This window comes from Simplicispira sp. 125 (assembly GCF_003096555.1).
GTDB lineage: Bacteria > Pseudomonadota > Gammaproteobacteria > Burkholderiales > Burkholderiaceae_C > Simplicispira.
The window spans coordinates 3,274,574-3,294,071 of the sequence record NZ_QEKM01000001.1; the positions used below are offsets into that span (position 1 = coordinate 3,274,574).

The 19,498-nt window shown below is 66.2% G+C and carries 15 protein-coding genes and 1 riboswitch; of the genes, 10 read left to right on the forward strand and 5 right to left on the reverse strand.

Features of this window, described 5'->3' with window-relative positions:
• The first annotated feature begins 54 nt into the window (after positions 1 to 54).
• The 6 genes from hutI (at position 55) to C8D04_RS15325 (ending at position 7,096) form a co-directional block, all read left to right on the forward strand.
• Positions 55 to 1,332, forward strand: a complete 1,278-nt coding sequence (gene hutI / locus C8D04_RS15300) for an imidazolonepropionase (RefSeq protein ID WP_116006221.1) — start codon at positions 55 to 57, stop codon at positions 1,330 to 1,332.
• Entirely contained in the window at positions 1,329 to 2,465 is a 1,137-nt protein-coding gene (locus C8D04_RS15305) for a histidinol-phosphate transaminase (RefSeq protein ID WP_116005629.1), read from the forward strand. The genes hutI and C8D04_RS15305 overlap by 4 nt, the downstream gene beginning before the upstream one ends.
• Positions 2,462 to 3,865 carry a formimidoylglutamate deiminase gene (locus C8D04_RS15310; protein WP_116005630.1) on the forward strand — a complete coding sequence of 468 codons (1,404 nt, stop codon included), beginning with the start codon at positions 2,462 to 2,464 and terminating at the stop codon, positions 3,863 to 3,865. The genes C8D04_RS15305 and C8D04_RS15310 overlap by 4 nt, the downstream gene beginning before the upstream one ends.
• Positions 3,866 to 3,883: 18 nt before the next feature.
• Positions 3,884 to 4,711 (forward strand): N-formylglutamate deformylase, encoded by an 828-nt coding sequence (hutG, locus tag C8D04_RS15315; RefSeq protein WP_116005631.1) that lies wholly within the window; start codon positions 3,884 to 3,886, stop codon positions 4,709 to 4,711.
• A gap of 57 nt (positions 4,712 to 4,768) precedes the next feature.
• Positions 4,769 to 5,839 carry a homocysteine S-methyltransferase family protein gene (locus C8D04_RS15320; protein WP_116005632.1) on the forward strand — a complete coding sequence of 357 codons (1,071 nt, stop codon included), beginning with the start codon at positions 4,769 to 4,771 and terminating at the stop codon, positions 5,837 to 5,839.
• A gap of 162 nt (positions 5,840 to 6,001) precedes the next feature.
• Positions 6,002 to 7,096, forward strand: a complete 1,095-nt coding sequence (locus C8D04_RS15325) for a hypothetical protein (RefSeq protein ID WP_233521193.1) — start codon at positions 6,002 to 6,004, stop codon at positions 7,094 to 7,096.
• A 115-nt stretch (positions 7,097 to 7,211) separates the two neighbouring features.
• On the opposite strand, the gene C8D04_RS15330 is transcribed toward C8D04_RS15325, so the two are convergent.
• On the reverse strand, positions 7,212 to 8,519 hold the full coding sequence (locus tag C8D04_RS15330; protein ID WP_116005634.1) for a Glu/Leu/Phe/Val dehydrogenase: 1,308 nt from the start codon (positions 8,517 to 8,519) through the stop codon (positions 7,212 to 7,214).
• A 398-nt stretch (positions 8,520 to 8,917) separates the two neighbouring features.
• Positions 8,918 to 9,871 (reverse strand): LysR family transcriptional regulator, encoded by a 954-nt coding sequence (locus C8D04_RS15335; protein WP_116005635.1) that lies wholly within the window; start codon positions 9,869 to 9,871, stop codon positions 8,918 to 8,920.
• Between the two features lie 63 nt (positions 9,872 to 9,934).
• Between C8D04_RS15335 and C8D04_RS15340 the strand changes: the two genes are divergently transcribed.
• The 3 genes from C8D04_RS15340 to C8D04_RS19150 all read left to right on the forward strand — a co-directional run bounded on the left by C8D04_RS15340 (position 9,935) and on the right by C8D04_RS19150 (position 15,476).
• Positions 9,935 to 10,381, forward strand: a complete 447-nt coding sequence (locus C8D04_RS15340; RefSeq protein ID WP_233521194.1) for a PACE efflux transporter — start codon at positions 9,935 to 9,937, stop codon at positions 10,379 to 10,381.
• 42 nt (positions 10,382 to 10,423) lie between these two features.
• Positions 10,424 to 10,503: riboswitch (S-adenosyl-L-homocysteine riboswitch) on the forward strand.
• Positions 10,504 to 10,533: 30 nt separating this feature from the next.
• Entirely contained in the window at positions 10,534 to 13,269 is a 2,736-nt protein-coding gene (gene metH / locus C8D04_RS15345) for a methionine synthase (protein ID WP_116005636.1), read from the forward strand.
• A gap of 119 nt (positions 13,270 to 13,388) precedes the next feature.
• Positions 13,389 to 15,476 (forward strand): EAL domain-containing protein, encoded by a 2,088-nt coding sequence (locus C8D04_RS19150; RefSeq protein ID WP_116005637.1) that lies wholly within the window; start codon positions 13,389 to 13,391, stop codon positions 15,474 to 15,476.
• Here the strand turns inward: C8D04_RS19150 and C8D04_RS15355 are convergent.
• Entirely contained in the window at positions 15,473 to 16,030 is a 558-nt protein-coding gene (locus tag C8D04_RS15355) for a shikimate kinase (protein ID WP_116006223.1), read from the reverse strand. The genes C8D04_RS19150 and C8D04_RS15355 overlap by 4 nt on opposite strands.
• Positions 16,031 to 16,209: 179 nt before the next feature.
• Between C8D04_RS15355 and C8D04_RS15360 the strand changes: the two genes are divergently transcribed.
• Entirely contained in the window at positions 16,210 to 17,112 is a 903-nt protein-coding gene (locus tag C8D04_RS15360; RefSeq protein WP_116005638.1) for a YihY/virulence factor BrkB family protein, read from the forward strand.
• A gap of 294 nt (positions 17,113 to 17,406) precedes the next feature.
• Here the strand turns inward: C8D04_RS15360 and C8D04_RS15365 are convergent, their stop codons facing one another.
• Positions 17,407 to 18,180, reverse strand: coding sequence for a ferredoxin--NADP reductase (locus C8D04_RS15365; protein ID WP_116005639.1), 774 nt, complete (start codon positions 18,178 to 18,180; stop codon positions 17,407 to 17,409).
• Between the two features lie 183 nt (positions 18,181 to 18,363).
• Entirely contained in the window at positions 18,364 to 19,497 is a 1,134-nt protein-coding gene (locus tag C8D04_RS15370; protein ID WP_116005640.1) for an FAD/NAD(P)-binding oxidoreductase, read from the reverse strand.
• Between the last annotated feature and the right edge of the window lies 1 nt (position 19,498).

Consider the following 19,498-nt stretch of genomic DNA (forward strand, 5'->3'; position numbering starts at 1 on the left):
TACCCATAAAGCGCTATCAGCTATCAAGATCATAGTTTTTTTGGGGTGCACATGATGTCTTCAACTGCTTGCGCCACGGGCGTGTGGCGCCACCTGCGCCTGGTGCCGGAACTTGCCGTGCCCGACGTGCCGTTGGCGGCAGGCGCATGGGCCGCCGTGGTGGTGGAGGGCGGCATGCTGCGCTGGGTCGGCCCCCAGGGCGCCGTGCCCGCAGCCTATGCCGCGTTGCCGCAGTTCGATGGCGGCGGCGAGCTCGCCACGCCTGGCCTGGTCGAGTGCCATACCCATCTGGTCTATGGCGGCCAGCGTGCGAATGAATTTGCCATGCGCCTGGCCGGTGCCAGCTACGAAGAGGTCGCCAAGGCTGGGGGCGGCATTATCTCCAGCGTGAACGCTACGCGGGCCGCGAGTGAAGACGAACTGTTTGAACTCGCCAAACCTCGGCTGCAGGCGTTGCTCGATGAAGGCGTGTGCGCCATCGAAATCAAGTCCGGCTACGGCCTGGCGCTGGTGCACGAGCGCAAGCAGCTGCGTGTGGCACGGCGCCTGGGCGAGGCGCTGGGCGTGACGGTGCGCACCACCTTCCTGGGCGCGCACGCGCTGCCGCCCGAGTTCGCCGGGCGCAGCCAGGACTACATCGACCTCGTCTGCAACGAGATGCTGCCCGCGCTGGTCGCCGAGGGCCTGGTCGATGCGGTCGATGTGTTCTGCGAGCGCATCGCCTTCACGCTGGCCGAGACGGAGCAGGTCTTTCGCGCCGCACAGCAACTGGGTATCCCGGTCAAGCTCCACGCCGAGCAGATCTCGGACATGGGCGGCTCGCAGCTCGCAGCCCGCTATGGCGCGCTGTCGTGCGACCACATCGAGCATTTGTCGCAGGCCGGTATCGACGCCATGAAAGCCTCGGGCACCGTGGCCGTGCTGCTGCCCGGCGCCTACTACACGCTGCGCGATACGCAAGTGCCGCCCATTGCCGCCCTGCGCGCAGCGGGCGTGCCCATGGCCGTCTCCACCGACCACAACCCCGGTACCTCGCCCGTGCTCAGCCTGCTGCTCATGGCCAACATGGCCTGCACGCTGTTTCGCCTGACGGTGCCCGAGGCGCTGGCGGGCATCACGCAGCACGCCGCCCGCGCGCTGGGCCTGCAGGACACGCACGGCCTGCTCGCGTCCCACCGCCCGGCCAACTTCGTGCTGTGGCCCTTTGCGCAAGCGGCCGAACTGGCGTACTGGTTTGGCCACAAGCCGGCATGCACCATCGTGCGGCAAGGGCGCGTCGTGCAGGGCGCACCGGCTTGCGTGCCATCGACCCACCAAGGATTCACTCCATGACCGCTCCCTCCATCCATGCCCTCGCCCGTCCCGAGGTGCTCCCCCTGCCGGCCTACAACGCCGGGCTGTCGTCTGCGGCCGTGCGTGCGCGCTACGGCGTGACCGAGATTGCCCGCCTGGCCAGCAACGAGAACCCTTATGGCCCCAGTCCCGCGGTGGCGCGGGCGCTGGTCGATCTGGCCGCCCAGCTTGGCAACTACCCCGATGCCCAATGCACAGCGCTGCGCGCCGCCATTGGCGAGCGCACCGGCGTCGCTGCCGACTGCATCGTGGTCGGCAATGGCTCCGAGGACATCCTGCAGATGCTCTGCCAGGCCTTTCTGTCGCCGGGCGCCCGCGTGCTCACCCAGCGCCCGGCCTTTGGCCTGCACGAAATTTACCCGCGCATGATGGGGGGCCAGGTCGAGCTGCTGGAGCTGACGCCCGCGCTGGGCTTTGATACCGACGCCTGGTGCGCGGCCCTCGCGCGCGGCCCCCACATGGCCATGCTGGCCAACCCGTCCAACCCCGTGGGCTGCATGTTCGATGCCGATGCATTCACCCGCCTGCTCGATGCCACGCCCGACCACACCTTGCTGGTGGTGGACGAGGCCTATGTCGAATACGCAAGGCTCGCTCCCGGTTATCCCGATGTGCTGGCCCTGCTGCGTGCGCGCAGCATGCCCTGGATCGTGCTGCGCACCTTCTCCAAAGCCTGGGGCCTGGCGGGCCTGCGCGTGGGCTACGGCCTGGCGTCGGACGCCGCGCTGGTGCAGCTGCTGGACCGCGTGCGCACGCCGTTCAATGTCAACTACGCCGCGCAGACCGCCGCGCTGGCCGCCTGGGGCGACGAGGCGCACATGCAGCACGCCGTGGCCGAGACGGTGCGGCTGCGCGAGCAACTGGCGGCGCGCCTGCGTGCGGCGCCCGGCCTGCAGGGGATTCGCATTGCACCCTCGGCCACCAACTTTTTGTTCATCGACCTGGGCCGCCCCAATGGCCCGGTCGCCGAGGCCTTGCTCGCGCACGGCATCATCACCAAGCCCTGGAAGGACCCGGGGTTCGAGACCTTCCTGCGCATTTCGGTGGGGACGGCGCAGGACCTGGAGCGCTTGGTGCAGGCGCTCACCGCCATCTTGGGGGCCGCCGCATGACCGCCCCCCACACCGGCGTCGCCGGAACCCTGTTTGCCGAACACGCCCTGCTGCCCGGTGGCTGGGCGCGTGATGTGCTGCTGCAATGGGATGCCTCGGGGCGCTTGCTGGCCGTGGCCCCGGGCAGCGCCCCCGGCAGCGCACCGCGTACACCCGGCCCGCTGCTGCCCGGCATGCCCAATCTGCATTCGCACGCCTTCCAGCGTGCGTTTGCAGGCCTTACCGAATACCGGGCCGAGAGCCAGGACAGCTTCTGGAGCTGGCGCAACCTCATGTACCGCTTTGCGGCCCACATCACCCCCGAGAGCCTGGAGGCCATTGCCACCTGGCTCTACGTGGAGATGCTGGAGGCTGGTTACACCTCGGTGTGCGAGTTTCACTATTTGCACCACGCCCCGGACGGCCAGCCCTATGCCGACGATGCCGCGCTCGCCCACGCCCTACTGCGCGCCGCGCGCACGGCGGGTATCGGCATGACGCTGCTGCCCGTGCTGTACCAGACCAGTGGCTTTGGCGGCCAGCCAGCCCGCAAGGACCAGGCGCGCTTCATCCGCAGCACCGACAACATGCTCTCGTTATTGCAGCGCCTGGCGCCCGCTGCACAAGCGCAAGCGGCTGTTTTGGGCCTGGCCCCGCATTCGCTGCGCGCCGTGCCGCCGGACAGCCTGCGCGAAGCCGTTGCTGGCATCACCGCTTTGAGCCCGCAGGCCCCCATCCACCTCCACATCGCCGAGCAGACACAGGAAGTGGAGGACTGCATCGCCTGGAGCGGCCTGCGCCCCGTGCAGTGGCTGCTCGACCATGCGCCCGTGGACGCGCGCTGGTGCCTGGTGCACGCCACCCACATGACGCAGGGGGAATACGCCGCTGCCGCGCGCACCGGCGCTGTGGCGGGCATTTGCCCCAGTACAGAGGCCAATCTGGGGGACGGCATTTTCGACATGCCGCAGTGGCTGGTGCACGGCGGCGCCTGGGGTGTGGGCTCGGACAGCCATGCCTGCGTCAACGCGGCCGAAGAACTCATGCTGCTCGAATACGGCCAGCGCCTGAGCCTGCGCCAGCGCAACGTGCTTGCCAGCAACGCGCATGCCCAGGTGGCCACCGCCATGACACAGCAGGCGGTGCGGGGTGGCGCGCAGGCCGCAGGCCGCAACGTGGCCGGGTTGGTCGTGGGCCAGCAAGCCGATATGCTGGCGCTGGATGCGCAGCATGTGGCGCTGGCAGGGCTGGACGCCGAGCACATGCTCGCCGCCCATGTGTTTGCCAGTCAGCGCACGAGTGCGCTGCACAGCCTGTGGGTGGGCGGCGTGCCCCGCGTGGTGGGTGGCCGCCACGCCTTGCATGGCGAAGCCGCGCACGCCTTTGTGGCCGCGCGCCAGGCCACCATTGCCGCAGATTGACCGAACCTGGAGCCCGCCATGCGTCAGACCGCCAGCCCAAGCGCCCCCGCGCCCTTTGTGTTCCACCAGGGCACCGCGCCCCTGCTCATTTCCATCCCGCACGGCGGCGTATATGTGCCGCCCCTGCTGGCCGAGCGCTTCGGCCCCGAGGCGCGCGAAGTGCCCGACACCGATTGGCACCTGGAACGCCTGTACGCTTTTGCCAAGGACATGGGCGCGTCCATCCTCGCCGCCACCCATTCGCGCTATGTGATCGACCTGAACCGTCCGCCCGATGGCGCCAGCCTGTACCCCGGCCAGAACGTCACCGGCCTGTGCCCGATCGACGGCTTTGACGAGACGCCCATCTACCCGCGTGGCGACGTGCCCGGTGCCGATGAGGTTGCCGCGCGCCGCGACGCCATTTGGGTGCCCTACCACGCCCAGCTGCGCACCGAGCTCGACCGCATCCGCACGGCGCACGGCGTGGCCGTGCTGTGGGACGCGCACTCCATCCGCTCGGTGCTGCCGCGCTTCTTCGAAGGCAAGCTGCCCGACCTGAACCTGGGCACGGCGGACGGCGCCAGTTGCGACCCGGCCCTGGCGCAGGAGCTGCTGCGCATCGCGCAAAGCGCGCCCGGCTACACCGCGGTGCTCAACGGCCGTTTCAAGGGCGGCCACATCACGCGCCACTATGGGGACCCGGCACGCAACATCCACGCCGTGCAGCTGGAGATGACGCAGTGCAGCTACATGCAGGAAGCGCTGCCGTTTGCCTACCTGCCCGAACGCGCCGCGCAGGTGCAGCCGCATCTGCGGCGCCTGCTGGAGGCGGTGTTGGCGTTTGCGGACGGCGCGAAGGCGTAAATCGGGGCGACAACCCTGCCGAGCGCGCGTGCAGGGCGTCTTTCCTACAATCGCCCCATGCACGATTTACCCTACACCCGCGCCCAGCAGCTCCCCGCCCTTCTTGAGAAGCGCATCGCCATCCTCGACGGCGCCATGGGCACCATGATCCAGCGCTTCAAGCTGGGCGAAGCGCAGTACCGGGGCGAAGGCTACAGCGGCCCGGGCAGCGTGGGCGACCGTTTCAAGGATTTTGCGCGCGATGTGAAAGGCAACAACGAGCTGCTCAGCCTGACACGGCCCGATGTGATCCGCGACATCCACGAGCGCTACCTGGCCGCTGGTGCCGACCTGATCGAGACCAACACCTTCGGCGCGACGACGATTGCGCAAGAGGACTACAAGATGGCCGACCTGGCGCGCGAGATGAACCTGCGCTCGGCGCAGCTGGCGCGTGCGGCTTGCGACAAATTCAGCACGCCGGATCACCCGCGCTATGTGGCCGGGGCGCTGGGCCCGACGCCCAAGACCGCCAGCATCAGCCCTGATGTGAACGACCCGGGCGCGCGCAACATCACCTTCGAGCAGTTGCGCCAAGCCTATTACGAACAGACCGAAGCCTTGATTGAAGGCGGTGCCGACGTGATTCTGGTCGAGACCATCTTCGACACGCTCAACGCCAAGGCGGCGCTGTTCGCCATCGACGAGGTGTTCGAAAAAACCGGCGAGCGCCTGCCCCTCATCATCAGCGGCACCGTCACCGACGCCTCGGGCCGCATCCTTTCGGGCCAGACGGTGACGGCTTTCTGGCACAGCGTGCGCCACGCCCGCCCGCTGGCCGTGGGCCTGAACTGCGCGCTGGGCGCGGCGCTGATGCGCCCCTATATCCAGGAGCTGGCCAAGGTGGCGCCCGACACTTTCATCAGCTGCTACCCCAACGCCGGCCTGCCCAACCCGATGAGCGACACCGGCTTCGACGAAACGCCCGAAGTCACCAGCCGCCTGGTGCACGAGTTTGCCGCCGAGGGGCTGGTCAACATCGTCGGCGGTTGCTGCGGCACCACGCCCGGCCACATTGACGCGATTGCCGCCAGCGTGGCCGGCGCGGCACCGCGTGCGCGCGGTGTGTTTTACCGCGAGACGGTTTGAGGTAAAAGTGGCTCTAGCGCTTATCTAATAAGCGTTGGTAGCTATTGTTTTTGATAAGGCCTGGCGCCGCCCTGGCCAGCCAGGTGGAAACGCCGCAGAATCCTGCGCAGGCGCGCGAATGTCCGCACGCCACCCCCATTGGGCGTTGGCATGACTGTGAACATGGTTTCCCCCCGTGGCCCGCAACTTCCTGTGGCGCAGGTGCTGGCTGAGGCTGCTTTGCAGCGCCAGTCGGCCTTGCTGGGGCCGCAGGGGACGGGCGTCCCCGCGCCCCTGCCGGGAACCGCTGCGCCAGCGGGCCTGCCCCCGCCTCCTTTGCCTGCAGCCGTGGCAGCGCCAGCGCCCGCGCCGCTGCCAGAGTCTGCCGACCAGGCCCATATTTCTGCGCAAGCACGTGCGCCCCTGGGTGCAGGTTTTGATCCGCGCCATGCCGCCCAGGGGCTTGGCAATGCCCGTGCAGCGAGTCCTCTTGCCGGTTCAGCAGCCCCCATGCCCAGGGGCGGCGCGGCGGCGGCGCTGTCGGGCGCGTCGCTGGCGGCGCCGGAGGTCGGGGCCTGGCCCGCCACGGGGCTGGCTGTACCGCTGCGGCAGATGGTCGCGGCCTTGGTGCAGCAGCTCACGGCACAGGCCACGCCCCAGCGCGTGGTGGCGGCGCAGCCCTGGCCGCTGGCGCTGGCGCATGCACTCGAGAGCGGGGAGGCCGATGCCACGCAGCCTGCATTGCAAACCTGGCTGGTGCGCCAGGGCGCCGTGCAAACGCCCGAGGGGCCGCTGGGTCTGGCCGTGACCTTGCGGGTGCCCGTGCCTTGGCTGGCAGCGCAGGCTGGGCAGCCGCCCGCAGCCTTGGCGGCGGCGCTTGCGCCGCCAGGGGCCTTGCAAGTGCCGTACACCGGCACGGCGCAGGGCTTGCAGTCGGGCGTGCTGGCGCTGGTGCTGCAGGGGCTGGAATCGAGCGCTTCGCGCACCAGTGCCTTGCTGGTGCTGGACTTTCAGCCGCCGCTGGCCGCCGCCGTGTATGGCCGCGACATGATGCTGGCCCGCCTGGACCCGTGGCTGCAATTGGCCCAGCTGCAGGCCAGTGGACAGTTGCCGCGCGACGAGGACCTGGCCCGCGAACGGGAGGCAGGCCTGTGCAAGGACCCCGGCTGCCCTTATGTGGGGCGTGCAGCCTGCGCGCAACCGTTCTGCCGGGCGATGGCGGTGGTCGCGCCCGTGGGGGCGGTGGATGCCGGACCGGGGAACGTCGGGATGACGTAAAAAGAGCCCCAGGCGCTGATGGTGCGCCTGGGGCCTCTCTCGCTGGAGGTCTGGCCGGGTAGGCCGGGCTCCTCAATCGATGGTGCTGCTTGGGCTTTGCCTTTGCCTTTATCCTTTATGGGTACAGGCCGCGCATCTCGCGGGCGTGGAGCATGCGTGTGCAGGCGATGATGAAGGTGGCTGTGCGCAGGCTGACCTTGTGCTGTTGCGCTGTCTGCCAGACGCCGGCAAAGGCCTCCTTCATGATGCGCACCAGGCGGGCGTTGATCTCGTCCTCGGTCCAGAAGAAGCTGGAGAAATCCTGCACCCACTCGAAGTAGCTCACCGTTACGCCGCCGGCGTTGGCAATCACGTCGGGCAGCACCAGCACGCCGCTGTCGTGCAGGATGTCGTCGGCCTCGGGGGTGGTGGGGCCGTTGGCACCTTCGATGACCAGTTTGGCGTGGATCTTCGGGGCGTTCTCGGCCGTGATCTGGCTCTCCAGCGCGGCCGGAATCAGGATCTCGCAGGGCACCCCCCAGAAATCTTCGTTGGCGATCACTTCCGTGCCGGGGAAGCCCGCGACGCCGCCGGTGTTCTTCACATGCTCTTGCAGCGCGCCAGCGTCCATGCCGCCCTCATGGACGATGGTGCCGGTGTGGTCCTGCACCGCCACCAATTTGGCTCCGACATCACAGAACAGCCTGGCCGCCGTACCGCCCACGTTGCCAAAACCCTGTACCGCAATGCGGGCGCCTTCGATTTTCAGGCCGGTGTGGTGCGCTGCTTCCAGCCCCACGGTGAACACGCCGCGGCCCGTGGCTTCGCGCCGGCCGAGCGAGCCGCCCAGGTCGATCGGCTTGCCGGTCACCACGCCGGTGGCAGCCTCGCCGGTGTTCATGGAGTAGGTGTCCATCATCCAGGCCATGATTTGTTCGTTGGTGTTCACGTCTGGAGCAGGGATGTCCTTGGTCGGGCCGATGATGAGACCAATCTCGCTGGTGTAGCGGCGTGTCATGCGCTCGAGCTCGCCCCGCGAGAGGGTTTTGGGGTTCACGCGGATACCGCCCTTGGCGCCGCCGTAGGGCACGTTGACGGCCGCCGTTTTGACCGACATCCAGGCCGACAGCGCCATCACTTCGGACAGCGTCACGTCCTGGTGAAAACGCACGCCGCCCTTGCCCGGCCCGCGCGAGAGGTTGTGCTGCACCCGGTAGCCTTCAAAGTGGGCGATGGTGCCGTTGTCCATCTCGATCGGCACGTCCACGATCAGGATGCGCTTGGGGCGCTTGAGCGTCTCGACCCAGCGCGAGAGGTTGCCCAGATACGGCGAAACGCGGTCTACCTGCTTGAGGTAGTTGCCCCACGGGCCGAGATCGTCGGCATGCAGGTACGAAGGCACTGGGTGCGATGGAGCGGCAGGGGTGCCGGCGGATGGCGACATGGTGAATTTCCTTGTGGGATCAGGTCAAGCCGCAAAGCTTATGCTTCGCGCACGGCGCTGTCTAAGGCCGGTGTGTTACAGAACCATGCGTTTGACGCATAACTTGCCCATGGGGTTTGTCGGTGCCACCACAGTCCGGCGCGGCCCACTCCGATACGCTCACCAGGATCGGCAAAACGGGGTGTTGCATGTCGCCGCCAAATTTTCCAGTCCCTGCCCCACGGCGCCACGCCAATTCCACAGCGTGGAACTGTGGAAGGATGCCCCGGGGAGCGCTCCCATCCTGCCGTGCACCGGACGGACTGGCCGCGCATAGCCGCCGACTGCAAAAATGCCGTAATTTATCAAAAATGATAGCTGTTGGCGCCCATGAATAAAGCGCTAGATCCCATTCTTACTTATGTTCCTGCCAGCGTGGCAACGCGCCCCTTGTCTTTGTCGCTGCGCATCAGCGCCACAAACCGCGCGGCGCCCAGGCCCAGCGGCCGCTCTTTGGACCACACCACATCCACCCACAGCGCGGTGCCATTGCTCAGGTTCTCAAACGGCATCTCTACCAGCCGCCCGGCCTCGATGCGCGGTTGTACCAGTGCGCGCGGCTGCCAGCCCCAGCCCAGCCCGGCCTCGATCAGGCCCAGTGCGGCCAGGTGGTTGTCGGTGCGCCAGTGGTGGCGGGCAAACACAAAGCGCGGGTCGGTCTGCGCCAGGTCGCGGCTGGCCACGACGATCTGGCGTGTGGTGGTCAGATGTTCCTCGCGCAGCAAGGCGCGGGCGAGGGCCTCGCCCCGGGCAGTGGCGGCTGCGCGGGCATTCACCAGTACCGGGTGATCGGGGGCCATGACAGCCACCAGGGTTTCGGTGCCCACCTCCTGAAAACCTTCGCGCCCATCGATGCTGGGCCGCTCGAACACCAGCGCCAGCTGCGCGCGGCCCGAATGCAATAGCGCCAGCGCATCGCCTTGCGGTGCGGTCAGCACCTCCACCTGCAGCAGCGGGTATTCGTGGGCCAGGGCCGCCAGCGGCCCCGTCCAGCGGGCAGCCAGCAGCTCGGGGGCAATGGCCAGCGTCAGACGTTCCTCCAGCCCCTGGGTGAGCGCCAGGGCCTGCGCATTGAGCTGCAACAGCTGCCCCGCCAGCAAGCGGGCCTGGGGCTCGAGGGCGCGAGCCGCTGCGGTGGGGCGCGGTTCGCGTCCGTGGCGGTCAAACAACGCCATGTCCAACTCCGCTTCCAGGTGGCCCATGGCCATGCTCACGGCCGAGGGCACCCGGCCCAGTGCCCGCGCGGCGGCGGAGAAGGAGCCGTGGTCCAGCACCGCCAGAAACAATTGCACGCTGTCAGAGGAAAAGGCCATCTATCAATAAAACTGAAATAAGCTGACTTTAATTATCAGCCTAGAGCCGATAAATTCGATGCGATGCCATCTCCGCCTCTCATCCCCGGCCTGCACGGCGTGCGCCGCCGCGTGGTCTACGTCAGTATTTACGAATTGATCGCCATTGCCGTCGCCACTTTCGGGCTCGCGCAGTTTTCCAGCCAGGGTGTGGGACATGCCGGGGTGATGGCTGTGGCCTCGTCGGCCATCGCCGTGGCCTGGAACCTGGTCTTCAATGCCCTTTTTGAGCGCTGGGAAGCCCGCCAGGTGGTGCGCGGCCGCAGCCTGCGCCGCCGCTTGGCGCATGCGGTGGGCTTCGAGGGCGGACTGGTGTTTACGCTGGTGCCGCTGTTTGCCTGGTGGTTCGACATCAGCCTGTGGCAGGCGCTGGTGATGGACCTGGGGCTGGTGGTGTTTTTCCTGTGCTACACCTTTGTCTTTAATTGGAGTTTTGACCAGGTTTTTGGCTTGCCCGCCTCCGCGGCATAAGCTTGTGTACTCCTGGGCATTTGCGCCGCCCTAAAATCGATCCATTCCAAGGAGCGTTGCAGCAGTCCCGCGCGGACTGTCAGGCTTGGAATGCCAGGCCCCCGCAACGACGCTCACCTGTTCCGGGCTATCAGAAATACAGGTGAGTTCCCATGTCTGAAATTTCCGTCCCTCCCATGCGGCTGTCGGGCCTGGAGCCCGTCTCCATTGGTGCTGGCACGTTGTTCGTCAACGTCGGCGAGCGCACCAACGTCACCGGCTCCAAGGCCTTTGCCCGTATGATTTTGAACGGCCAGTTCGAGGACGCGCTGGCCGTGGCACGCCAGCAGGTCGAAAACGGCGCGCAGATCATCGACATCAACATGGACGAGGCCATGCTCGACAGCAAGGCCGCCATGGTGCGCTTTTTGAACCTGATTGCGTCCGAGCCCGACATTGCGCGCCTGCCCATCATGGTCGACAGCTCCAAGTGGGAGGTGATCGAAGCCGGGCTGCGCTGCATCCAGGGCAAGCCCATCGTCAACTCGATCAGCATGAAGGAGGGCGTGGAGGCCTTCAAGCACCATGCAAAATTAGTGCGCCGCTACGGCGCCGCTGCCGTGGTGATGGCGTTTGACGAACAAGGGCAGGCAGACACCTTCGCGCGCAAGATCCAGATCTGCGAACGTGCCTACCGCATCCTGGTGGACGAGGTGGGCTTTCCGCCCGAAGACATCATCTTCGACCCCAACATCTTTGCCGTGGCCACCGGCATCGAGGAGCATTCCAACTACGCGGTTGAGTTCATCGAAGCGACACGCTGGATCAAGGCCCACCTGCCCGGCGCCAAGGTGTCTGGCGGTGTGTCGAACGTATCGTTCAGCTTCCGCGGCAACGACCCGGTGCGTGAGGCGATCCACACCGTGTTCCTGTACCACGCCATCCAGGCCGGCATGGACATGGGCATCGTCAATGCCGGCATGGTGGGCGTGTACGACGACCTCGACCCGGTGCTGCGCGAGCGTGTGGAAGACGTCATCCTCAACCGCCGTCCTGACGCGGCGGAAAGGCTGCTCGAAGTGGCCGAAACCGCCAAGAGCGGTGCCAAGGACGAGAGCAAAAAACTCGAATGGCGCGGTACACCCGAATCGCCCAAGACCGTGGGCGAGCGCCTGAGCCATGCGCTGGTGCACGGCTTTACCGACTTCATCGTCGAGGACACCGAAGAGGCGTACCAGGGCATCCTGGCCCAGGGCGGACGCCCGCTGCACGTCATTGAAGGCCCGCTGATGGACGGCATGAGCATCGTCGGCGACCTGTTTGGCCAGGGCAAGATGTTCCTGCCCCAGGTGGTGAAAAGCGCGCGCGTGATGAAGCTCGCCGTGGCGCACCTCATCCCCTACATCGAAGAAGAAAAACGCCAGGACGAACTCGCCGGGCGCGACGTGCGCACCAAGGGCAAGATCGTGATTGCCACCGTCAAGGGCGACGTGCACGACATCGGCAAGAACATCGTCACCGTGGTCTTGCAGTGCAACAACTTCGAGGTCATCAACATGGGCGTGATGGTGCCTTGCCACGAAATTCTGGCGCGCGCCAAGGCCGAGGGCGCCGACATCGTGGGCCTGTCGGGCCTGATCACGCCCAGCCTCGAAGAGATGCAGTACGTCGCCGCCGAGATGCACAAGGACGACCACTTCCGCGTGAAGAAAATACCGTTGCTCATCGGTGGTGCCACCTGCAGTCGCGTGCACACCGCCGTGAAGATCGCGCCGCACTACGACGGCCCCGTGGTGTACGTGCCCGATGCGTCGCGCAGCGTGGGTGTGGCGCAAAGCCTGCTGGGCGATGGGGCAGAAGCGTTTCTGAAAGAAGTGAGCGCGGACTATGACAAGGTGCGTCAGCAGCACGCCAACAAGAAACAGACGCCCCTATGGACGCTGGCGCAGGCGCGTGCCAACCGCACAGCGATCGACTGGTCGGCCTTCACCAGCAGACCGCCGCGTGCGCTGGGGCGTCGTGTGTTCAAGAACTTTGATTTGAACGAGCTGGTGCCCTATATGGACTGGGGCCCGTTCTTCCAGACCTGGGACCTGGCCGGCCCCTATCCCGCGATCTTGAAGGACGAGGTCGTGGGTGAGGAGGCGACGCGCGTGTTCGCCGACGGCCAGGCGATGCTGAAAAAAATGATTGACGGGCGCTGGCTGCAGGCCAGTGGCGTTATGGCGCTGTACCCCGCCAACAGTGTGGGCGACGATATCGAGTTCTATACCGACGAGACCCGCAGCGAAGTACTGACCACCTGGTACGGCCTGCGCCAGCAGACCGAAAAACATGCGGTAGAGGGTGTGATGCGCCCCAGCCGCTGCCTGGCCGATTTTGTGGCCCCCAAGGACAGCGGCATTGCCGACTACGCCGGTCTGTTTGCAGTGACGGCAGGCCTGGGCGTCGAGAAGAAAGAAAAATTCTTTCTGGACGATCTGGATGACTATTCCGCCATCATGTTCAAAAGCCTGGCCGACCGCCTGGCCGAAGCCTTTGCCGAGTGCCTGCACCAGCGCGTGCGCACCGACCTGTGGGGCTATGCGCACGATGAGAAGCTGTCGAACGACGCGCTGATCGCCGAAAAGTACCAGGGCATCCGCCCCGCGCCCGGCTACCCCGCCTGCCCGGACCACAGCGCCAAGCGTGAGCTGTTCCGCGTGCTGCAGTGCGGTGAGGTGGGCATGGAGCTGACCGACAGCATGGCCATGGCCCCAGCCGCCAGCGTCAGCGGGTTTTATATTGGCCACCCGGACAGCACGTACTTCAGCGTGGGCAAGATTGGCGAAGACCAGCTGAAAGACATGGCGCAGCGCCGCGGCATGGATGAGGCTGAGCTGCGGCGCCTGCTGGCACCCATCCTGTAGGCGCAGCGCACAAAAATCCGGCGGATCGCTGGGTTTTGTGCGCCCTTCTCAATCTGGTGTCTCCGTATTGACGGGGTTCCCCCGGGGCGCCAGACTCGTGCGAACTCTTCCCTTCGCGCATGACAGCCACCAACGACACGCCCCTCGACGCGCAGCAGCTCCTGCGCTTGCTGTGCAGGGCGGCCTTGCTGCCAGATGGCGATTTTCCAGCCGGGCTGGCGCGCGAACTGGCCGCCCTGCAGGGGGTGGCGGAGGCCCGCTTCACCACCGATCTGCCTGTACCCGATGCCGCGCAGGACGCCCGGTGGCTGTGTTTGCCGCTGGTGGCCAGGAGCGGCGATGGAAGAGACCATGGCGTCCTGTGTCTGCGCGCCCTTGATCCGGCCCTGTGGCTGACCCATGCAGAGGCGCTGGGGTACTTTGCCACAGCGCTGGCGCATCTGCTGGAGGAGCGCCGTTTGCGTGCGTTCACACAGCAAGTCCAGGCGCGGTCGCTGGCACTCCAGCACAGTGAAAAATGGTTCCGCGAACTCTTTGATAATTCGCCTGACCCCTGCTGGCTGATCGAGAACGGCATTTTTACCCACTGCAACTGTGCAGCGATCCACATGCTGGGTTACACGCGGCGCGAAGACATCCTGCAGCACCCCTCGCGGCTCTCCCCGGAGCGCCAGCCCGATGGAAGACTTTCGTTTGAGAAGGCCCAAGAGCTGATGCAACGTGCTCTGCAAGAGGGCGTGGTCCGTTTCGAGTGGGAGCACTGCCGCGCCAATGGCTCTTTCCTCTCGGTCGAAGTCACGCTCGCGCGGCTCGAGCTGCAGGGCCATGCGGTGCTCTACTGCGTCTGGCGTGACATCACGGACCGCAAGCAGGCCCAGGAAGAGGCCTACCAGTTGGCCTACTTCGACCCGCTGACGGGATTGCCCAACCGCCGCCTGCTGCTGGACCGGTTGCAGCAGGGCATGGCCGCCAGTTCGCGCAGCGGCAAGCACCGGGCCGTGCTCTACCTCGATCTGGACCATTTCAAGAACCTCAACGACACACGCGGCCACGAGATGGGCGACCGCCTGCTGGTCGAGGTGGCGGGACGGTTGCGCGCCTGCGTGCGCGAGGGCGACACCGTGGCACGCCAGGGCGGCGACGAATTCGTGCTGCTCATCCAGCAGTTGGGAGAGAACCTGGAGACCGCGGTGTCCCAGGCGGGTGCAGTGGCAGAAAAAATCGTCACCTGCCTGGCCCAGCCTTGCAATCTGGGCGGTGCGGCCTACCAGGGAACGACCAGCGTGGGTATTGCCCTGTTTGTTGGGCAGACGGTGCCCGCCGACGAGCTGCTGCAGCGCGCTGACCAGGCCATGTACCAGGCCAAGGCTGCGGGGCGCAACGCCGTGCGGTTTTTTGAGCCAGCCATCCAGGAGCGGATCAATGCCCGCGCCGCCATGGAGAGCGAGCTGCGCCACGCCGTGGAGCGCAATGAACTGGTGCTGCACTACCAACCGCAGGTGGACCCACAGGGCCGCTGCACCGGCGTGGAAGCCCTGGTGCGCTGGAACAGCCCCCTGCGGGGCCTGGTGTCTCCCCTCGACTTCATCGGGCTGGCCGAGGAAACAGGGTTGATTCTCCCCATCGGGCACTGGGTGCTGGCCCAGGCCTGCCGCACATTGCAGGCCTGGCAGGCCGATCCGCTGACCGCACACCTGGGCATCGCCGTCAACGTCAGTGCGCGCCAGTTGCGCGAGGGCGATTTTGTCCAGCAGGTCCGGGCGCTGCTGTACAGCTATGCCATCGGGCCAGGGCGGCTCAAGCTGGAGATCACGGAAAGCATGCTGGTGCACGACATTGAGCAGACTATTGCCACCATGCGCGCGCTCAGGGACCTGGGGGTCAGCTTCGCGCTCGATGATTTCGGTACGGGTTATTCGTCGCTGTACTACGTCAAACGCCTGCCGCTCGACCAGATCAAGATCGACCAGTCTTTCGTGCGCGACATTCTGGTGGACCCGAACGATGCTGCCATCTGTCGTGCCGTGGTGGCCCTGGGCCGCAGCCTGGGCCTGGTCACCATGGCCGAAGGGGTGGAGACGCCCGAGCAATGGGCCTTTTTGGCCGATGAGCGCTGCGATGGTGCGCAAGGCTATCTCTATGCCCGCCCCCTGCCTGTGGGGGAGCTGCTGGCGTGGCTGCGCCAGCGCAGTGCGGTGGCCGTCTAAACATCCGCTGGCGTGTGCGCGCCGCTGCCCTGCGCGCTGGCGGCCATCTCCAGCTGCATCATCACCATGTTGACCAGGGTGCTAACCGTCGGCCGCCCGGTTTCAATCACAAAGTGCGCGGTTTCACGGTACAGGCCGTCGCGCTGGGCATAGAGTTCACGCAAGCGCTCCAGCGGGTTGGCCACTTGCAGCAAGGGGCGCGTGCGGTCGTGGCGCACCCGGCGGTAGATATCCTCGGGTGAGGCGCGCAGATACAGCACCGTTCCAAACTGGCGCAGGGTTTCGCGGTTTTCAGGGCGCAGCACGGCGCCGCCGCCCGTGGACAACACCATGCCGCCGGGCTGCGCGGCCACGTCGGCCAGCACCTGTGCTTCCAGGTCACGAAAACGCTCTTCGCCCTCTGCATCGAAATACTCGCGGATGCTGGTGCCCAGCACCTGCTCGATACGATGGTCCAGGTCTACAACGGGCAGCCCCAGCCGGTGGGCCAGTTGTCGGCCCACGGTGGATTTTCCAGAGCCGGGCATGCCGACCAGTGCACAGCGAATCTGCATAAATGTCCTGTTGTTTCCCTTCTGGCGCAGCCGCGCATTCCGCATCCGAAGCGCCAGAGTCCTGGGTGTTGAGTGTAAAGGTCGGCTCCAGGTACATCGCCGCGCCGTGGGATCGCTCCTACCCCCATCGTCGGCCCATGCCGGTCGACGGCGTTGCACTCAGGGTTTAGGCTTGGGCCATGGACATGCCTTCCCTTGCTCAACGTCTTTCCCGGTGGTGGCGGCCTTTGTGGCGCGCCATGCAAATGTGGCTGGACGCTGACGGCCTGCGCATGAGCGCCGCCATGTCTTTCTACGGCATGCTGAGCCTGGCGCCACTGTTGCTTTTGCTGGTGGGCGTGCTTGCGTGGTGGATGGACCGCAACATGCTGGAGAGCAGTCTGATTGCGCAGGTTCAGTCGGTGATGGGCCCGCAAGTGGCCGCTGTGGTGCGCCAGGCCATGGCCAGCGCACAGGCACCGGCCGAGGGGCGGTTGGCCTCGGCGCTGGGCTTTGTGGTGCTCTTGTCCGGCGCGACCGGGGTGTTTGTGGAGCTGCAATCGGCACTGGAACGCCTGTGGCAGCAAGGCAGCGTGCCCGCGCAGTCCAGGGCCGCCTGGTGGCGCATGGCGTCGCTGCGCTTGCGGGGTCTGGCCTATGTGCTGGCGCTCGGGTTCCTGCTGATGGTGTCCCTGGCGCTGTCCACGCTGATCAACCTGTTTGCTGACTGGGCGAGTGCGCGCCTGGCCATGGCGCCACTGGGTCCGCTGTTGCGCCTCGTGAACGAAAGCGTGGCCTTCGGCTTTGCCGTCACCCTGTTTGTGGGCCTCATGCGCATTGGCGTGGGGCGCAAGCCTGCGATGCGTTACCTGGTGCTGGGTGCGGTGGTTGGTGCAACGCTGTTCACGGTGGGCAAACAGTTGCTGGCCTGGTACCTGTCCACGGCAGCAGTCGTGTCGGCCTATGGCGCGGCCGGCTCGCTGGTGGTGCTGCTGATGTGGATCTATTTTTCGTCGGCCATCCTGCTGTTTTCCGCCAGCTGTGCGCAGGCGCTGGAGGAAGCCCTGCCTGTGCGAACCGGTGGTGTGTCACCTCCCCGCTGATTTTGCGCCCGAAACGGGGCGTTCCTGGCCTTGTCGAGAACCCCGCCAGGAAGCTAGGCGATGTCTGCATGCTGACGCTCCTGAGCAGGAGCGGGGCCGATTAGGCCTGCATCTGGAGTAGCGCGCAGGACAACGCCAGCGGGCACAGAACCCCTGTACCGAATCGGAATCTGGGCATGGGTGCTTCCTGAGGGGAAGGAACGAAAACACCACGATGACAAAAAAACCGCTGACGCCATGCGGCGTCAGCCCGAAGAAACGCCCGCTTGCACAGGGGCCGTTTCTCAGGGGTGCTTATTTCTCCACGAAGGCCCGTTCAATCACGAAGTCGCCGGGTTTGGTGGTATTGCCTTCTTCGAAGTCGCGCTTTTCCAGCAGGGTCTTGAGCGAGGCCAGCATCTCGGGGCTGCCGCAGAGCATCACGCGGTCGGTCAGCGGATCCAGCGGGGGGACGCCCAGGTCGGTGAACAGCTTGCCGCTTTCGATCAGGTCGTTGATGCGGCCCTGGTTCTTGAAGGGTTCGCGCGTCACCGTGGGGTAGTACTTGAGCTGCTGGCTCACCATCTCGCCCAGGATCTCGTGGGCGGGAAGCTCCTGGGTCAGGTAGTCGTGGTAGGCCAGCTCGTTCACCTGCCGCACACCGTGCACCAGGATCACTTCCTCGAACTTCTCGTAGGTCTCGGGATCGCGGATCACGCTCAGGAACGGCGCCAGCCCCGTGCCCGTGGACAGCAGGTACAGGCGTTTGGCCGGCAGCAGGTAGTCGATCAGCAGGGTGCCCGTGGGCTTCTTGCCGACGATGATGGTGTCGCCCACCTGGATGTGCTGCAGGCGCGAGGTCAGCGGGCCGTCGGGCACCTTGATGCTCAGGAATTCGAGGTGTTCCTCGTAGTTGGCGCTGACGATGCTGTAGGCGCGCAGCAGGGGCTTGTCGTTGACCTTCAGGCCAATCATGGTGAAGTGCCCGTTGGAGAAGCGCAAGGCCGGGTCGCGGGTGGTGGTGAAGCTGAAAAGGCGGTCGGTCCAGTGATGAACCGACAGCACGCGTTCTTCAAGAAAAGCGCTCATGGTGTGTTGGCAGGGATGTTGGAAACAGGTGCGCGCAGCGCGTCACGGTGGACTGGAACCAGAGACGACGCACGATGCGGGTATTCCCCGTATTGTCCCGCAAAGCGCGGGGCTCTCTCTGGCAGAGATCAAATCGGGGGTAATTTCTGCCCTCATCATTGCGCACGCCACAGGTCGCTGGAGTCACCGATACCGTGCCAGATAGCGCCGCTCAAACCCCCGCTTGGCCCAGTGCATCAGGCGCAGGGGGGGCAGCAGCAGGTTGCGCTGCTCGGTGCGCCACACCAGCGTGCCGGTCCCCAGTGCGTCGATGATGCAGGCCAGCTCGACCTTGAAACCCGTGGTTTGCGGTCGTCCGGCCAGGCCGTCGATCAGGTTCTGTGCAGCGGCGGCGGCCTGCAGGTCGGCCATGTGGGCCTGCTTGGGCATCCAGTCGGGGCCGGGGAAGCTGCCGGAGTCGCCCACCACGTAGACGTGCTCGAACCCCGGCACGCGGCACTGGGCGTCGGCCTGCAGCAGGCCACCGGGCGAGCGCGGCAGGGCGGTTTCGTCGAACCAGGCGTTGCCGGTCATGCCGGGCATGAACAAGATCAGGTCGGCGGCAAATTCGCCACCTTCGGTCACCACCTTGTCGGCCTCCAAGCGCACCATCTTGTGGCCCAGGTGCGTGGCGATGTTGCGGCGCGCCATCTCGGCCAACAGGTGCGCCACGGCCTTGGCACCCAGGCGGGCGCCGGGCTCCTTGGAGGGGTTGAAGAACACCAGCTCGAACTTGTCGCGCCGCCCCTCGCGGCGCAACTGCGCGTCGATGCCGAACAAAAACTCGAACATTGGCCCGCCGCGCACTGCCGTCGGTTCATGGGGGTTGCCCGCAAAGCCCACGGCAATGGTGCCGCTCTGCATGGCCTGCAAACGGTCGCGGATCTGCTCGGCCGCTGCTATGCCTTCGCAGGGTGTGATGGCGTGCTCGATGCCCGGCAGTTTTTTGATGAAGCGCCCACCGGTGGCAATCACCAGCGCGTCGTTGGCCACTTCGCCCGCCGTGGTCTGCACGCTGCGGCCATCTTGCGCGAGGCTGGTGACCTCGGCGCTGACGTGGCGCACCTCCATGCGCTCGAAGAAGGGTGCCAGCGGCACGATGAGCTGCTCGCGCGTGCGCAGGCCGCTGGGAATCCAGATGGTGCCGGGCAGGTAGTGCAGCTCGCTGCGCGGTGAGACCAGGGTGATCTCGTTCTTGGAGCCGCGTGCGCGCAGTTCGCGCACGGTCGAAAGCGCGCCAAAGCCGCTGCCCAGGACGGTGATGCGCTGGCTTGCCATG

Bases quoted from the DNA above. Each gene is read 5' to 3' on its own strand.
- C8D04_RS15370 (WP_116005640.1), bottom strand. From the start codon at position 19,497: ATGGCAAGCCAGCGCATCACCGTCCTGGGCAGCGGCTTTGGCGCGCTT.
- C8D04_RS15360 (WP_116005638.1), top strand. From the start codon at position 16,210: ATGGACATGCCTTCCCTTGCTCAACGTCTTTCCCGGTGGTGGCGGCCT.
- C8D04_RS15355 (WP_116006223.1), bottom strand. From the start codon at position 16,030: ATGCAGATTCGCTGTGCACTGGTCGGCATGCCCGGCTCTGGAAAATCC.
- C8D04_RS15340 (WP_233521194.1), top strand. From the start codon at position 9,935: ATGCCATCTCCGCCTCTCATCCCCGGCCTGCACGGCGTGCGCCGCCGC.
- C8D04_RS15310 (WP_116005630.1), top strand. From the start codon at position 2,462: ATGACCGCCCCCCACACCGGCGTCGCCGGAACCCTGTTTGCCGAACAC.
- C8D04_RS15325 (WP_233521193.1), top strand. From the start codon at position 6,002: ATGGTTTCCCCCCGTGGCCCGCAACTTCCTGTGGCGCAGGTGCTGGCT.
- C8D04_RS15335 (WP_116005635.1), bottom strand. From the start codon at position 9,871: ATGGCCTTTTCCTCTGACAGCGTGCAATTGTTTCTGGCGGTGCTGGAC.
- hutI (WP_116006221.1), top strand. From the start codon at position 55: ATGTCTTCAACTGCTTGCGCCACGGGCGTGTGGCGCCACCTGCGCCTG.
- C8D04_RS15320 (WP_116005632.1), top strand. From the start codon at position 4,769: ATGCACGATTTACCCTACACCCGCGCCCAGCAGCTCCCCGCCCTTCTT.
- C8D04_RS19150 (WP_116005637.1), top strand. From the start codon at position 13,389: ATGACAGCCACCAACGACACGCCCCTCGACGCGCAGCAGCTCCTGCGC.
- metH (WP_116005636.1), top strand. From the start codon at position 10,534: ATGTCTGAAATTTCCGTCCCTCCCATGCGGCTGTCGGGCCTGGAGCCC.
- C8D04_RS15365 (WP_116005639.1), bottom strand. From the start codon at position 18,180: ATGAGCGCTTTTCTTGAAGAACGCGTGCTGTCGGTTCATCACTGGACC.
- C8D04_RS15330 (WP_116005634.1), bottom strand. From the start codon at position 8,519: ATGTCGCCATCCGCCGGCACCCCTGCCGCTCCATCGCACCCAGTGCCT.
- C8D04_RS15305 (WP_116005629.1), top strand. From the start codon at position 1,329: ATGACCGCTCCCTCCATCCATGCCCTCGCCCGTCCCGAGGTGCTCCCC.
- hutG (WP_116005631.1), top strand. From the start codon at position 3,884: ATGCGTCAGACCGCCAGCCCAAGCGCCCCCGCGCCCTTTGTGTTCCAC.